Source organism: Micromonospora sp. NPDC050695 (assembly GCF_040654415.1).
Classification (GTDB): Bacteria; Actinomycetota; Actinomycetes; order Mycobacteriales; family Micromonosporaceae; genus Micromonospora.
In genome coordinates, this window is the sequence record NZ_JBFAHZ010000037.1 from 22925 (window position 1) to 38134 (window position 15210).

12 protein-coding genes and 2 pseudogenes are annotated in these 15210 nt (G+C 71.6%); 5 read left to right on the top strand and 9 right to left on the bottom strand.

From position 1 onward, the window contains the following. Positions 1-24: 24 nt before the first annotated feature. The 7 genes from AB0H52_RS23405 to AB0H52_RS23435 form a co-directional block, all read right to left on the bottom strand. Positions 25-1518: an FAD-binding oxidoreductase gene (locus tag AB0H52_RS23405; protein ID WP_151489591.1), complete on the bottom strand. Its 1494-nt coding sequence runs from the start codon at positions 1516-1518 to the stop codon at positions 25-27. Between the two features lie 150 nt (positions 1519-1668). Continuing rightward, the gene (locus tag AB0H52_RS23410) at positions 1669-2397 is read right to left on the bottom strand and encodes an HD domain-containing protein (protein ID WP_151489592.1); all 729 of its coding nucleotides are present in this window, start codon (positions 2395-2397) and stop codon (positions 1669-1671) included. A gap of 223 nt (positions 2398-2620) precedes the next feature. Next, entirely contained in the window at positions 2621-3835 is a 1215-nt protein-coding gene (locus AB0H52_RS23415) for a Gfo/Idh/MocA family oxidoreductase (protein WP_357949966.1), read from the bottom strand. Continuing rightward, positions 3825-5318, bottom strand: coding sequence for a mannitol dehydrogenase family protein (locus AB0H52_RS23420; protein ID WP_225854411.1), 1494 nt, complete (start codon positions 5316-5318; stop codon positions 3825-3827). Before AB0H52_RS23420 ends, AB0H52_RS23415 begins: the two co-directional genes overlap by 11 nt. Next, positions 5309-6613 carry an enolase C-terminal domain-like protein gene (locus tag AB0H52_RS23425; RefSeq protein WP_357949969.1) on the bottom strand — a complete coding sequence of 435 codons (1305 nt, stop codon included), beginning with the start codon at positions 6611-6613 and terminating at the stop codon, positions 5309-5311. The genes AB0H52_RS23420 and AB0H52_RS23425 overlap by 10 nt, the downstream gene beginning before the upstream one ends. Then, the gene (gene uxaC / locus AB0H52_RS23430; RefSeq protein WP_357949972.1) at positions 6610-8043 is read right to left on the bottom strand and encodes a glucuronate isomerase; all 1434 of its coding nucleotides are present in this window, start codon (positions 8041-8043) and stop codon (positions 6610-6612) included. The genes AB0H52_RS23425 and uxaC overlap by 4 nt, the downstream gene beginning before the upstream one ends. Positions 8044-8066: 23 nt before the next feature. Then, positions 8067-9395: a Gfo/Idh/MocA family oxidoreductase gene (locus tag AB0H52_RS23435; RefSeq protein WP_151489596.1), complete on the bottom strand. Its 1329-nt coding sequence runs from the start codon at positions 9393-9395 to the stop codon at positions 8067-8069. Between the two features lie 238 nt (positions 9396-9633). Between AB0H52_RS23435 and AB0H52_RS23440 the strand changes: the two genes are divergently transcribed. From AB0H52_RS23440 to AB0H52_RS23450, 3 genes and pseudogenes are all read left to right on the top strand, one after another. Next, complete coding sequence (locus AB0H52_RS23440; RefSeq protein ID WP_151489597.1) at positions 9634-10809, top strand: LacI family DNA-binding transcriptional regulator; 1176 nt, start codon at positions 9634-9636, stop codon at positions 10807-10809. 117 nt (positions 10810-10926) lie between these two features. Further along, positions 10927-11070, top strand: a pseudogene (locus AB0H52_RS23445) (IS701 family transposase); the annotation flags it as partial. A gap of 86 nt (positions 11071-11156) precedes the next feature. Further along, on the top strand, positions 11157-11600 hold the full coding sequence (locus AB0H52_RS23450) for a transposase (RefSeq protein ID WP_357949976.1): 444 nt from the start codon (positions 11157-11159) through the stop codon (positions 11598-11600). A 1059-nt stretch (positions 11601-12659) separates the two neighbouring features. Here AB0H52_RS23450 and AB0H52_RS23455 read toward each other — a convergent pair. Next, positions 12660-12947 (bottom strand): annotated as a pseudogene (locus AB0H52_RS23455) (IS5/IS1182 family transposase); the annotation flags it as partial. 85 nt (positions 12948-13032) lie between these two features. Between AB0H52_RS23455 and AB0H52_RS23460 the strand changes: the two are divergent. Further along, positions 13033-13518, top strand: coding sequence for a hypothetical protein (locus AB0H52_RS23460; RefSeq protein ID WP_151492363.1), 486 nt, complete (start codon positions 13033-13035; stop codon positions 13516-13518). Further along, a complete protein-coding gene (locus AB0H52_RS23465) occupies positions 13515-14393 on the top strand; it encodes a PmoA family protein (RefSeq protein WP_357949979.1) in 879 nt (292 codons plus the stop codon). Before AB0H52_RS23460 ends, AB0H52_RS23465 begins: the two co-directional genes overlap by 4 nt. Before the next feature lie 35 nt (positions 14394-14428). On the opposite strand, the gene AB0H52_RS23470 is transcribed toward AB0H52_RS23465, so the two are convergent. Next, a complete protein-coding gene (locus tag AB0H52_RS23470; protein WP_151492364.1) occupies positions 14429-15199 on the bottom strand; it encodes a hypothetical protein in 771 nt (256 codons plus the stop codon). Positions 15200-15210 lie beyond the last annotated feature (11 nt).

Sequence of the window (15210 nt, forward strand, 5' to 3'; positions counted from 1 at the left end):
CACCCGCACCGCCGGTCACCCTGGTCAGTGTGTCGCGGGCGGGACGCTCTGTTCGTACTGGAAGACGTTGTGCGGGTCGTACTTCGCCTTGATCTTGCGCAGCCGCTCGACGTTGCGCCCCCAGTAGGCGGTCTCCCACTCGGCCATGCCGATGTTCGGCACGTTGACGTAGGCGCCGTCCACAAAGGGGCGCAGCGCCTGGCTGAACTCGGCGATCCAGGTCTGGGCGATCGGGGTGATGGCGTCGCCGCTGTCGGGCTCCCCGCGGGTGCCCCAGCCGGTGCCCGGCTCGGAGTAGAAGAGCGCGTCGCGGTGCGGGAACGCCGCCCCGCCGAAGGGTTCCTGGCGTTGGGCGCCCGTGCCGAACGCCTGGGTGAAGAAGTTGCTGTCCGGCGACGGCGAGTTCTCCAGGAACTCGCGGATGATGCTGATCGCCTCGGCCGGGAACGGCTCCCTGGTGAACTGGGAGAAGAACTTCCACTTCGCCGGCTCGTCCTCGTTCGGGATCTGGAAGCCGGCGTACGTGTCGCCCCAGCCGCCGATCTGCACGGTCACCTCGGGGTCGCCGATGGAGAGGATCGGCGCCAGCAGCCGCCGCACCTCCGCCTCCGATCCCTCGGCGAGCACCCCGAACATCAGGATCTCGTCCGGGTGGGCCTCGAGTTGGCTGCCGAGGCGGGGGTCGGCGAACGGTGTGGTGCGCTGCCAGGCGTCGAAGACCCGGTGCAGGTCGTCGAGGCCCGGCCAGGTCGCCTGAAGGTAGGCGACGCTCTTCAGCGGGGCCACTTTGTAGGTCAGCGAGGTGACGATCCCGAAGTTGCCGTTGCCGGCGCCGCGCAGCGCCCAGAGCAGATCCGAGTGGTTCCATGGGTCCACCTGGAGCACCTTCGCGCCGTTGGCCCCCGCCGCGACGACGATCTCCGCCCCGATCAGGTTGTCGCAGGCCATGCCGAGGTAACGGGTGAGGAACCCGAAGCCACCGCCGAGGGTCGCACCGGACAGGCCGACGGTCCCCTCCGTGCCGGTCGTCGCCGCGAGGTCGTACTCACCGAGCGTCGTCACCGCCTCCAGCTGGTTGAGGCCCGCGCCGACCTTCGCCGTGCGGGTGGCGGTGTCGATGTGCACGTCCTTCAGCTCGCTGACGTCGATGACGAGGCCGTTGTCGACGTTCGACCAGCCTTCGAGGCTGTGCCGGCCGCTGCGGACCCGCAGCGCGACGTCGTGCTGCCGCGCCCAGGTGAGGGCGTTGACCACGTCCTGGGTCTCCTGGGCGAAGACGATGACCAGCGGATAGCGCACGAACAGCTCGTCCCACCCGAGGCTCGCCTCCGCGTAGTCGGGGCTCTGGGGGCGAACGATGCGCCCGGTCAGCTTCGCCGGTGGGTACGTCGCGTCGGACGGGCCGGGGCCGTCGGCCGCGATCGCCGAGCTGCCTCCGACCATCATGCCCGGCAGAGCGACCGCCCCGGCACCAACGGCGGTCGCCTTGAGCAGATCGCGACGAGAAAGGTCGCGCATGGTCAAATCCTCTCGATCGGGTCACGCCAGGCATTTCGACCAAGAGGGCTCTTGGCTCGCATCTGGCGCAAACCAACCGTAAGGCCGGGGTACGTCCCGGAGATCTGAGAAGTTGTCGCGGAACCCGGTCGGGTGATGGGTTCGACCTGGTCAGTGAGGTGCGACCGGCTGGTCCAGGATCGCGCTGAACCGCTCCTCGGCCAGGTCGAGCTGGCCGAAGATGTGCCGCTTCACCGCCGGGGTCAGCGGGGTGTCCGGCCGGCCGATCAGGTCGCGGAACAGCGGCACGAGCGGCCGGTACTTCCGGGCCGAGGACACCACCTTCGGCCCGACCGTGTGGATCACCCCGACGCCGTTGTCGGTGAAGTCCGACACCTTGATCACCCGCGCCCAGGGCTCCCGCTCCAGGCTGACGGCCAGGTGCTCCCGGTACTGCGTGTTCCGGTCGCGCCGCGGGTCGTACACCGGATTGGTGACGGCACCGACGAGCCGGGCCACCCGCGGCCCGAACCGCGCGGCGAGCGCGGCCAACGCGGCTGCGGTCGGGTCGGCGACCTGCTCGCCGCCGGCCAGCTCGGCCGGGTGGTCCTCGACCGAGTCGTGCAGCAGACCGGCGACGATCACGTCCACCTCGCGCACCTGGTAGTGGTGCATCAACCGGATGGACACCCGCAGCAGGTGGTTGAGGTACGGCTCGCGGACGCGCCGGTCGTCGCGGTGCAGGTCGGCGGCCAGGTCCAGTGCGGCGGACAGCCGCGCGCGGGCGTCGACGTCGAACTGCTCGACCTCCAGCCGGAAGCGCTCCAGCAGCCCGGGCTCACCGTGGATCTCGGTGATCGCGTGCATCGGCATGCTGCCCAGGTGCGGCGGGAAGTCCATGCGTCACTTATAGCCGATCTTCTCCACATCGATGGTCCCGCGTGCCGCCGAGGCGTCCGGCAACCGCAGAGTTGATCAACGGGTGGGCGGGCGCTCAGATCGGCAGCCGGTCCGCGCCGGCGAGCGGTCCCACCACGAGGGGGACCAGCGGGGCCGGCAGGACCGGGTCGCGCCGCAGGGTGGGCGTCCAGCCCGCGTCGGCGCCCAGATCGGGGCGCCGCCACTACGCCAGATCCGCGCGGTACGCCGGCGCGGCCCACGACACGCCCTGCTCGCTGGGCAGCGCGCCCTGCTCGGCCGCTCGACGCAGCACGTCGACCACGCCACGGATCCGCACCACCCGCTCGGCACCGTCGCCCACCGCGTCGACAACGTCGCCGTCGAGCAGCCGCGGCTCCGGTGCGGCGCGCAGCGCGTCCAGCAGCGCGGTGAACGGCGCGGTACGGGCCAGCGGCGCGATCAGCGGCACACCGAGCGGATCGGCCCGGTGCGCGAGCAGGTTCTCCAGCAGGCCCTGCCGACCGGGGACCCGGCGGGTCACCACGTCGCCGGGCAGCCACAGCCGGTCGGTCGGGTACTCCAGCACCGCACGACCCGCCGAACCGGTCACCTCCACCTCACCGGCCACGAACTCCTCGGCCGCCAGGGTGACCGCGGCCAGCACCGGCGGGCCGGCACGGAAGCGGATCCGCAGCACCGCGGTGTCCTCCACCTCGATCGGCCGGACCCGGTAGCGCTCCACCTCGATCGCGACCGGCCAGGGCGGCGCCCCGCCGAGCGACTCGGCGACGGCCAGGCACTGCATCACCGCGTGCGCGAGCGGGTTGGCCAGCGCGCCATCCAGCACCGGCCGCCCGTTGAGCGTCCGCCGACCGGCCCACGCGGAGCGGGCGTAGTAGGCGTCCGGGCGCTGCCAGGCGGCGACGGTGGCGATGCCGGTGACCGTGCCGAGGCGTCCGGCGGCCAGCGCGTCGGTCAACGCGGTCAGCGCCGCCGAGCCGAGCGCCTGGAAACCGACCTGGGCGACCCGACCAGCGGTGGTCAACGCCCAGGTCAGCTCGTCGTGCTCGGCCAGCGACAACACCGGCGGCTTCGCCAGCAGAAGGTCGGCGCCGGCGGTGAGGGCGTCGCGGGCGATCGGCAGATGCGTGTGCGGCGGCGTGCAGATGACCACCACCTCCGGCCGGGTGGCGGCGAGCATCGCCCGGTGGTCGGTGAACACCTGCACCCCCGACGGCAGCGGCGCCACCGGATCGTCCCGCACCGGCTGGACGTCGACGAGCGCGACCAGCCGCACCCGGCCGTCGGCGTGCAACGGCGCGATCGCCCGGCGGTGCCAGCGGCCGTGCCCGTTCGCACCGATCACCGCCACCCGCGTCGGCGGCGCCGCCCCGGTCACCGCGCACCGGCCGGCGGTAGGCGCCCGCTCACCGGACACCGGCCAGGGTGGCCTCGACGCCGTGGCGTTCCAGGGCGGTCAGCCAGGCGATCACGTCGGCGCGTACCTCGTCGTCGCCGGCCACCTCGGCCGGAATGACCTCGCGCAGGGCGAAGACCGCGTCCACCGCGCCGGCCGGGCTCTGCGCGCCGGCGTCCAGCACGGCCCGGATCGGCCCGGCCAGCGGATCCTGGAACGGCAACGGCCGGCCGTCGTCGGCGTAGCCCAGCGCGAAGCGCAGCCAGGACGCCACGACCAGCGCGCCCCAGCGCGCGGGCCGGCCGGCCGCGCGCAGGTCGGCGATGGTGTGCAGGATCCGCTGCGGCAGCTTCTGCGAGCCGTCCATCGCCACCTGTAGGGTGCGGTGCCGGATCGCCGGGTTGCCGAACCGGGCGAGGACCTGCTCGCCGTAGTCGACCACCCGCACCCCGTCGGGCGGTGTGAAGCTGGCCGCGACGTCCTCGGCGATCAGCCGGCGCAGCACGTCGGCCAGGTGCGGGATCTCCAGCGCGTCGGCGATCGTCTCCCGGCCGGCGAGCGCCCCCAGGTACGCGACGGCCGAGTGCACGCCGTTGAGGCTGCGCAACTTCAACCGCTCCCACGGGCCGGCGTCGTCGGTGAGCACCGCCCCGGCGTGCTCCCAACCCGGCCGCCCACCCGGGAAGTCGTCCTCGATCACCCACTGCGCGTACGGCTCGGCGGCGACCGCCGCCAGATCGGTCACGCCGAGCGCCCGACGGGCCGCCTCGATGGTGTCGGGAGTGCTGGCCGGCACGATCCGGTCCACCATGGTGCCCGGGCAGGTGACATTGCCGGCGACCCACTCGACGAGCCCGGTGGGCACCCCGGCGGCCCGGGCGACCGCCTGGTCGACCAGACCCCGCAGACGTCGGCCGTTGGCGGGCAGGTTGTCGCAGCTCACCAGGGCCACCGGCCCGGCGTCCGCGGCAGCCCGGGCGGCCAGCCCACGCAGCAGCAGCCCCGGCACCGTGGTCGGCGCACGACCGCCGGCCAGATCGGCGGCGAGCGCCGGGTCCGGGCACAGGTCGCCGGTCACCGGGTCGAGGTGGTACGCCTTCTCCGTGACGGTCAGCGTCACCACCCGCACCGCCGGGTCGGCGAGCAGCGCCACCACGGCGTCCGGGTCGCCGGGAGCGTGTCGTACCCCGCTCAGCGCGCCCACCACCCGGGTCGTGCTGCCGGCCGCCGAGAGGGTGCTGACGCTGAACAGGTTGTCCTGCGCGGCGAGGGCCTCGACCAGCGCGGTGCTGCGCGGCGCGACGGCCACGATGCCCCAGTCGCCGCCGGCCGCGCCGACCGCCGCCTCGGTGTAGACGGCCTGGTGCGCGCGGTGGAACGCGCCCAACCCCAGGTGTACGACGCCGGTCGGCACCGTGCCCGGCCGGACGAGCGGACGGGACTCCATGGGTAGCTGGCGCATTACACCCAGGCCGAGCCGGGTGGCGCCGACGGTCACCGCCACGCCGGACCGTCCGGGAAGCGGAACTCGGCCACCGACGCGGGCCGCATGGTGGCGCTGTAGCCGGGCCGCTCCGGCAGCAGGTACCGGCCACCGCGGGTGCGTACCGGGTCGACGAAGTGCTCGTGCAGGTGGTCCACGTACTCGACCATCCGCCCGTCCAGGCTGGTGCCCACCCGCAGGTAGTCGAAGATCGCCAGGTGCTGGACGTACTCGCAGAGGCCCACACCGCCGGCGTGCGGGCAGACCGGCACCCCGAACTTCGCCGCCAGCAGCAGCTCCGCCAGGACCTCGTTGACGCCGCCGACCCGGCACGCGTCGATCTGCATCACGCCGATCGCCTCGGCCTGCAGCAGCTGCTTGAAGATCACCCGGTTGGCGGCGACCTCGCCGGTGGCCACCCGGCACCGCCCGCCGGTCAGCTCGGTGACGGCGCGGGCGATCCGGGCGTGCCCGAGGATGTCGTCGGCGTGCGTCGGCTCCTCGATCCAGTACGGGTCGACCTCGGCCAGAGTGGCCATCGCGGTGATCGCCTCGTCGACGTCCCAGACCTGGTTGGCGTCCATCATCAGCAGCGCGTCCGGGCCGATCTCGGCCCGGATGATCCGGGCCCGGCGCAGGTCGTCGGCGAGCGGGCCGCCCACCTTCATCTTCATCGCCCGCCAGCCGTCGTCGTACGCCTGCCGGGTCAGCGCCCGCACCTTGTCGTCGGGGTAGCCGAGCCAGCCGACCGAGGTGGTGTACGAGGGGAAGCCGTCGCGGTCGAGCGTGGCCATCCGGTCGGTGAGCCCGTCGCGTCCCTTGTCGAGGATCGCGGCGGCGTCGTCCGGGGTGAGCGCGTCACTGATGTGCCGGAAGTCGACGCTGGCCACGAGGTCGTCGGTGGGCAGCTCGGCGAGGAACCGCCACATCGGTTTGCCCGCGAGGGTGGCCCGCAGGTCCCACACCGCGTTGACCAGCGCGCCGGTCGCCATGTGGATGACGCCCTTCTCCGGACCCAGCCAGCGCAACTGCACGTCGGCGCTGAGCGAGCGCCAGAACGCGACCGGCTCGGCCGTGATCTCCTCGATTGTGCGCCCCCGTACGTGGTGCGCCAGCGCCTGCACCGCCGCGCAGGTGATCTCGTTGCCCCGGCCGTTGGTGAAGGTGAACCCCGCGCCGATCGGGCCGGCGTCGGTGCCCAGCTCCACGTACGTCGCCGAGTAGTCACCCCGGTTGATCGCGTCGGAGCCGTCGCCCCGGGCAGCGGTCGGGAACCGCACGTCGTGCACGTCGACGGACGTGATGGTGACACTCACTGGTCGTCGCCTCCGAAGTTGAAGACCCGCTTGGGCAGCCGGTACGCCAGGTCGACGATCGTCTCGGCCGCCTCGTCCATCGGCAGCCGGTGCTCGGCGACCAGCCGGGCCAGGAAACCGGCGTCCACCCGGCGGGCGACGTCGTGGCGGACCGGGATGGAGCAGAACGCCCGGGTGTCGTCGACGAACCCGGTGGTGTTGTAGAAGCCGGCGCTCTCGGTGACGGTCTCCCGGAACCGGCGCAGCACCTCGGGGGAGTCCAGGAACCACCAGGGCGCGCCGAGCAGCAGTGCGGCGTAGCCGCCGGCCAGGGGCGCCAGCTCGCGGGTGAAGGTGTCCTCGTCGAGGGTGTAGAGCACGACCCGCAGCCGGGCATCGTTGCCGTAGCGCTCCAGCAGCGGGGCGAGCGCGTGCACGTATTCGGTGACCTGCGGGACGTCACCGCCGACGTCGCGGCCGTGCCGGGCGTGCAGCCAGCGGTTGTGGTTGCGCACGGCGCCGGGGTGCAGCTGCAGGACCAGGCCGTCGTCGAGCGACATGCGGGCGAACTCCATCAGCATGTGCGCCCGGAACGCCTCCGCGTCGGCCGCGTCGGCCTCGCCTCGCCGGCCCCGGTCGTACAGCCGCGCCGCCTCGGCCGGTGACAGGTCCAGGGTGCGCGCGGTGGGATGGCCGTGGTCCGACGAGGTCGCCCCGGCGGCGATGAACGCGGCCCGCCGGGCCCGCAGCGCGGCCAGATAACCGGTGTACGTGCCGGTGTCCGCACCGGTCAGCGTCCCGAGCCGGTCCACGTTGGTTGACCAGCCGTCGAACTCCATGTCCACCACGTCGTCCGGGCGGAACGTGGTGACCACGCGCCCGCCCGGCCCACCCCAGCCGTCGGCCGCGAGCTTGGCGTGCTGACCCAGGTCGTCCAGCGGCGACTCGGTGGTCGCGAGGACCTCGATGCCGAAGCGCTCGAACAGCGCCCGGGGGCGGAAGTCCGGCTCGGCGAGCCGGGCCGCGATCTCGTCGTACAGGGTGTCGGCGGTGGCCGGGCCGAGCGGGGTGTTCACCCCGAACACGGTGCGGAAGGTCTGCTCCAGCCACAGCCGCGACGGGGTGCCCCGGAACAGGTGCCAGTGCGCGGCGAATCGCCGCCAGATCACCCGGCCGTCGGTCTCCACCGGGCTGCCGTCGCGGGTGGGCACACCCAGCTGCGCCGGGGGCACGCCCTGACTGAGCAGCATCCTGGTCAGGTAGTGGTCGGGCACGATGAGCAGCTGCGCAGGATCGGGGAAGGGCCGATCATCGGCGAGCAGGGCCGGGTCGACGTGCCCGTGCGGCGAGATGATCGGCTGCTCCGCCGCGAGGGCGTACAACTCCCGGGCCAACGCGCGCTGGCCGGGCTCGGAGGGCAGGAGCAGATCGGTGTGGTCGGACGTCGGCACGGGGCTGGGCTCCTCGTCGGTGGTCAGCGGAGGGTGAGCAGGTCGGCGACCCGGACCGGTTGCCCGGTCTCGAAGGACCGGTTGGCGGCCAGGCCGGTGAGCAGGGCCAACGCGCCGTCGTCGGCGGTCGCGGCACGGTCCAGCGGGTCCGGCTGGCCGCCGAGGAGCACAGCGGTCATCCGGGCGTCCGCGCCGCCGTGGCCGTGCCGGGTGCGGCCCTGCACCGGGATCTGCCGGGGTGGTTCCCAGAACGGGCGCAGGGTGAGCGTCGCGCGTCCGCCCTCGGCCGGCGCCTCGACCCCGTGCAGGGCGGCGCCCTTGACCGCGCCGGCGGTGCCCCGGTCGACGAAGTCGTTCTCGGTCACCTCCAGTTCCAGGCGGCCACGGCTGCCGTTGACCATCACCCGGTAGCCCTCCCAGGGTGCGTACGCGGTGAGGTGGTAGGTCATCGTCGCGCCGGTGGAGTAGCGGGCCAGCACCGCCATGTCGTCCTCGATGCTCACCCCGGGGGAGAACACGTTGCGGTCGCGGTGGTAGCCGTCCTCGGCCTCGGCGTCGAGGTACAGCTCGCGCAGCCGGGGGTGCGCGTCGAGCCGGAGCGCGAACGGGTCGTCGACGGCGGCGGGGGAGCCGTGCGCCCGGTCGTAGTCGCGGGCGTAGCCGTGCCGGCGGCCGCCGTCGCCGTAGAAGAAGAGCCGGCCGGCCGCGTACACCTCGACGGGTGTGGCGGCCAGCCACCAGTTGACCAGGTCGAAGTGGTGGCTGGCCTTGTGCACCGTGAGCCCGCCGGAGGTGGCCTTGTCCCGGTGCCAGCGGCGGAAGTAGTCGGCGCCGTGGCGGACGTCCAGCAGCCACTCGAAGTGCACCGAGCCGATCTCGCCGACCGCGCCGTCGGCGAGCAGCCGGCGGACCTGTTCGTGCAGCGGGTTGTAGCGGTAGTTGAAGGCGACGGTCACCCGACCGCCGGTCTCGCTCACCGCGTCGAGGATGCGCCGGCAGCGCGGGGCGTCGACGGTCATCGGCTTCTCGGTGACGACGTCCCGACCGGCGCGCAGCGCGGCCACCACGTACGCGTCGTGGGTGACGTCCACACTGGTGACCAGGACGACGTCGACGTGCTCCTTGTCCAGCATGGCCGCGAAGTCTGCGGCCGGGTACGTGGGCACCGGGTCGTGACCCAGCTCGGCCAGCCAGCGGTTGTGCGCGTCCATCCGGGCCTGGTTGACGTCGGCGAAGGCGACCAGCTCGGTGGTGTCGGGGTGATCGAGGACCAGGGCCCGGACGAACATCTCCGCCCGCGCGCCGGTGCCCACGACGGCGTACCGGACCCGCCCGCCGGCTCTCGGTGACATTCGGTGGCCTCCCCGGTGATCCTGCAAAGGTTTGCAGTGAAGTAATCACGGTCGATCCGATTGCGTCAACGTGGAGGCCGCAACCGGCGGCATATGTCCCCCTTTGCGGGCTCATAGATCACCGCTGGGAGCGCTGGCGCAACAGAACCGTCATCATCCACCGTTGACACTGGAGCAACCGTTTGCATTAATTGGCGACACCCACGTGACCGCCGCCACAACGGACGAAGGGGCCGCCGTGCCAGTCACCATCCGGGACGTCGCCCGGGCGTCCGGTGTGCACATCTCCACCGTGTCCCGCACCTTCTCGGCCCCGCACCTGGTCAACCCGGAGACCCGGGTCCGCGTGCTGGCCTGCGCGGAGGATCTGGGTTACCGGCCGAACCGGGCCGCCCGGGCCCTGATCACCGGCCGTACGCACAACATCGGCCTGATCATCGCGGACATCGCGAACCCGTTCTTCCCGCCGCTGATCAAGGCGGCGGAGAGCCAGGCCCGCCACCGCGACTACCACGTCTTCGTGGCCGACACCAACGAGGACCCGACCGCCGAGGAGGAGTTGGTCCACGCCCTCGCCAAGCAGGTGGACGGGGTGCTGCTGTGCAGCCCACGGATGAGCAACAGCCTCATCGAACAGCTCAGCCGCGAGGTGCCGCTGGTGGTGGTGAACCGCCAGGTGACCGGCCTGCCCTGCGTGCTGATGGATGTCGGGCAGGGCGCCCGGGCGGCGATCGAGCACCTCGTCGGCCTCGGCCACGACCGCATCGCCCTGCTCGGCGGCCCGCGCAGCTCATGGACCAACCGGGAGATGCGCCGCGCCGCCGCCACGGCCGCCCGCGCCGGCGGCGCCGAGCTGACCATGCTCGGCCCCAACGCGCCCACCGAGACCGGCGGCTCGGCCGTCGCCGAGCAGGTGCGGCGCAGCGGTGTGTCGGCCGTGCTCGCCTACAACGACCTGATGGCGATCGGCCTCATCGAGGGGCTGGACGCGCTCGGGGTCCGGGTGCCGCAGGAGGTGAGCGTCGTCGGGGTCGACGACATCGCCCTGAGCCGGCTCACCCGCCCCAAACTGACGACGGTGGCCACACCCACCGCGGCCGCCGGCCGGACGGCCGTCGACATGCTGCTGCAACAGGACACCGAGTCACCGCGCGGCGCGCGAGGGCTCGGTGCCGGCACGGCGCTCGGCGTCCGTCGTACCACCGCACAGGTAATGCTCCAGACCGACCTGGTCATCCGCGACTCGACCGGCCCGGGCCCGCACGCCCGACCGGCACGTCCCCTGGCCGCATCGCGTGGCCCGGACCCGCATTGCCCTGCGGGCCCGGGCACCACGACCGCGGCCACCGGTGACGCCATCGCCTCCAAATACTGCAACGGTGGTTCGCAACTTCGGGTGGATGTGGCTCGATAGTCCATTGTGGTTGGCGTTGGGTTGGTTGAGTGGTGGGAAGTCGGGCTGGGTGAGTTGTTTGCCCGGATCGCGGGCCGGTTCTCGCGGGTGGAGCCGCGGAAGCGGGCGTTCGCTTATGTGCGAGGGCTGCTGTCGCCGTTGGAGCGGCGTAACGGGTGGACTCTCGCGGAGCAGGCTGGTGACCGGTCGCCGGACGGGATGCAGGCGGTGTTGTGTAGCCCGTGTTGGGATGCCGACGCGGTGCGTGATGATGTTCGCGATTATGTGGTGGAACACCTCGGCGATCCTGCTGCGGTGTTGGTTGCCGACGAGACTGGGTTTTTGAACAAGGGGACCGGTCTGCGGGGGTGCAGCGGCAGTATTCGGGGACGGCGGTCGGAGAACTGTCGGATCGGTACGTTCCTGTGCTATGCCTCTGGCAAGGGGCGGGCGTTGATCACCGAAAGTTGTACCTGCCGAAGTCGTGGACCGAGGACCGGCGGCGGTGCCGGGACGCGGCGATCCCCGATGAGGTGGCGTTCGCGACCAAGCCGCAGCAGGCGCGGGCGATGCTGGAGAGAGCGATCGCCGCTGGGGTGCCGTTCGCGTGGTTCACCGCCGCTGAGGCCTACGGGCAGAACCCGGGCCTACGCGGCTGGCTGCGGGAACAGGACGTCTCGTATGTGAAAGCCAGCCACTACCGCAGACGACTCGACGCCATCAATAGTGACGAACCTCCACAGCAGTACTGCTGCGGAGGTTCGTCACTTCGTGTGGTTCGCCGCAGCGTTCCGCCGTTGCTGGGGCGTTGATCAGATCCTGAATTGAGGGTGAGTAGCAGGGGCGGGCATCTGTGCCGTTCCTTGGTGCATGTAGGGCGGATTCTGATGCGGGGCTGCCTGCTGCTCTCGGCGTGTTACCTGAATGGTGCTGCTCGTCGTCGCGGCTGTGACCGATAGCGAAGGAGTGGCCATGAGTGGGACTGGCTGCGACAGAGATCGTTCTGGGTATGCGGCGTACTGCCGCGGCGGCCGGCGCGGAGCCTGTGCCATGGCGGCCTGTCGCGCCAGGTATTCCTGATAACTCCCCCAAAATTCCGCGCCTGGCGGGCTCATAGCGTAGGTAAGCCCCGTCTGCGACTGGACCCATTCCCTATAGTGATCCAACCCGGTCGCCGGGGGCTGAGACGACCCACCAGTAAACCCTGACAAGCTGGCCGGTGCCAGCCCCACCGCGGCCTGCGATCCACCCTGGCCCTGCGGCACCTTGCCGGAATCAGGAAAACGTTCTTTCAGCAGTTTTTCCACATGGTCAGAGAAGCCGGATGGGGCGTCAGCGGCCAATGCCAATGCCCGCATTTGCTCTACAATGACACCCAAAACAACCGCGTGCCGCGTTTTCATATCCGTAATTTGCCCGCCACGTTCCGGAAACCATGGCGCATCGGTGATCTGTCGGTTTCCGACAGTAGCCCCGAGCGCCTCCAACACTGGCACCTCACGGTCGAAAGCCCTGACATTTTCACCTCGTCTAGCAAGTTTATTGAGGCGACCACCGAGCTTCCTGTGGGGCGAGTTGAAAGTGTCGGTTGGCTTAGTTCCATCTTTGCCAGCGGGACTCAGAAGCCACACAAGATAGCAGTCCAAAATTCCGAGCTGGTTATGCGGAACTGACCCACGGACGGGCGGCCTTCGCTGCATGCCGCTTCCTTTCCTCTACTGACCTGCCTGGATGCCGTGTCACGAAAAATCGGCCAACGGCGTGAACCTGATCGCACTGCAGGGACCTCATGGATATAGATACAACGGACCGCCGACTGGTTCGGTTCACTGAGAGGGCGTCCGATTCACGTATTTTGCGTGCTTGTGGTTTTAGTCATCTCGCCAGGTTGGGGTGGTTTCGGTGGTGAGGCGTTTGGCGAGGTTGTCGATCATGGCGATGGTGATCATGCTGGCGGAGTTGTCGGGTCGGGTTTCGTAGTCGCGCACGAGTCGTCGGTGGTGCATGAGCTAGCCGATGGCGCGTTCGACGACCCATCGACGTTTAACCACGCTGAAGCCCTTGACCTGCGGGTCTTTGGTGACGGCGTCGACGTCGACGCCGATTGCGGCGCCGTGTTCGATGACGCGGTTCTTGAAGCCAGCGTCGGCCCAGGTTTTGGTTTAGGGGTGGGGTAGGTGGCGGTGGCCCGGTCGAGTCATCCTGCTGACCCTGGCGGCGGGGCTCCTGCTCACCGCCGCCGCGGTGGGTACGGCCAGCGCGGCCGTGCACGACTGGACGCGTACCGGCAGCTGGCCGTCGGCGCGCGCCACCCTGCGCCGACTCGGCCGCTCGGTGCTGCCCGGCGTGCCGGTGAGCCTGCTCGCCCTGGTCGTGGCCGGCCTCCTCGCCGCCGACCTGACGGCGCTGGCCACCGGCCGGGTGCCCGGCGGCCCGCCGGCTCTGCTGGTGACCGCGCTGGTCACGGCCGGTCTGGCCGGGTACGCCGGCCTGGTCGTCGTCGAGGTGGGCGGCCGCCGACGGTGGCGCGACGCGGCCCGTACCGCCGCCCGCGCCTGCCTGGACGCGCCGATCCGCTGGGCCGCGGTGAGCGGGGTGACGGCGCTGGCCGGGCTGCTCGCCGTCCTGGTCACGCCCGTGGCGGTGCCGATCCTCGCCGGTTACACCCTGGCCGCCCTGCACGCCGTCGCCGGCCGGCTGCCCGTCCCCGCCCGCCCGGAGCTGCCGTGAGCGCCGAGCCCGTGGCCCGTCCTGCCGCCCCGGCCGACGAGCCCGCCCGGCTGCTGGTCGACGGGACGGAGGTGGCCCGCTACATGCTCGAACCGGCGCTGGACGCGCGGCACGGACCCCGGCCGTACCTGCACCCGGTACGCACCCTCGGCGGCACGGTGGTCACCGACGCGCTGCCCGCCGACCACGTGTGGCACCTCGGCGCGTCCCTGGCCGTGCAGGACGTCAACGGCAGCAACCTCTGGGGCGGGCGCACCTACGTGCGCGACGTCGGCTACACCTGGCGCGACGACCACGGCGTCATCGCCCACACCGCCGAGATCGAGCGCTCCCCGCGCCGGTACGCACACGATCTGCAGTGGCGCGACCGGGCCGGCGGGGTGCTGCTGACCGAGCGACGGCAGCTGACCGCGTCGGTGGTCGCCTCCGACGTCTGGCGGCTCGACCTGGATTCCGTCCTGACCGCCCCGGCCGACCGGGAGGTGCGCCTGGGCAGCCCGGCCACCAACGGCCGCCCCGGCGGGGCCGGCTACGGCGGATTCTTCTGGCGGGCCGCCGCCGACGGCGAACCGGTGGCGTTCACCGCCGACGCCGCCGGGGAGGAGACGGTCAACGGCAGCACGGCGCCGTGGCTCGCGCTGACCGGCACCGGGCCGGGCGGCGGGGCGTACACCCTGGTCTTTGCCGGTCTGGGCCGGGGCGACCGGTGGTTCGTGCGGACCGGGATGTATCCGGGGGTCTGCGTGGCGTTCGCGTTCGACCGCCCGGCGGTGGTCCCGGCCGGCGCGAGCCGGCACGGCCGGTACCGGGTGTGGCTGGCCGACGGGACGCTGGACCGCGACGGTGTCGCCGCCCTGGGCGCGTCGGCGCCGTGAACCGCCCGGCGAGACGACGCGGGCACGGGCGGCCGTCAGTCCCGGCCGGCGGCGCGGGCCGGTAGGGCCGCCGTCACGCGGACGGCCTTGACGATCGCCGGAATCGACCCGATCAGCAGCACCAGCCCCCAGATGATGGCGACCACCGCGAAGACCAGAGCCGCCACGTCGTCGACGATGCTGACCAGGATCACCGGCACCAGGTTGTGCAGGAACTCCAGGACGACCGTGCACAGCAGCGTGGTGCCGATCAGCAGCACGAGGCCCTTGTTCTGCAGGAAGCGCGGCTGGGCCAGCACCAGCAGCCCCGCCCAGAGCAGCTTGAGCAGCAGCACCAACCCCAGCAGCACCGACGCCTCGCCGACCGGGAAGAACCCCCACAGTGCCAGGTACGCCAGGGTGCCGAACGGGACGGCCAGGAACAGCGACACCATGATCATTAGCTCGACGAACGCGATGAGCAACGCCACCAGCCCGACGATGATCAGGATGATCGAGAAGATCAGGCTGGCGATGCCCTGCACCCGACCCTGGACACGTTCGGGCAGCAGCAGGCCCAGACAGAACAGGCCGGTGCTCCAGACCGCCACGGCGTCGATCAACGCCAGGTAGCCGGTGCCCCGACCGGACGGCTCGCTGACCCCGGACACGTCGTCGATCTCCACGTCGAGCGTGCCGGCGCTGTCGGTCAGGGCACTGCTGGCGTCGGCGCCGCCGAGCAGCAGCCCGGCCCCCAGCTCCACCCCGATGGCCAGGACGATGGCGAGCATCGCCAGCAGCAGGAACGGCTTGCGCAGGTCACCCACGGCGGCACCTT

Bases quoted from the DNA above. Each gene is read 5' to 3' on its own strand.
- AB0H52_RS23405 (WP_151489591.1), bottom strand. From the start codon at position 1,518: ATGCGCGACCTTTCTCGTCGCGATCTGCTCAAGGCGACCGCCGTTGGT.
- AB0H52_RS23410 (WP_151489592.1), bottom strand. From the start codon at position 2,397: ATGGACTTCCCGCCGCACCTGGGCAGCATGCCGATGCACGCGATCACC.
- AB0H52_RS23435 (WP_151489596.1), bottom strand. From the start codon at position 9,395: ATGTCACCGAGAGCCGGCGGGCGGGTCCGGTACGCCGTCGTGGGCACC.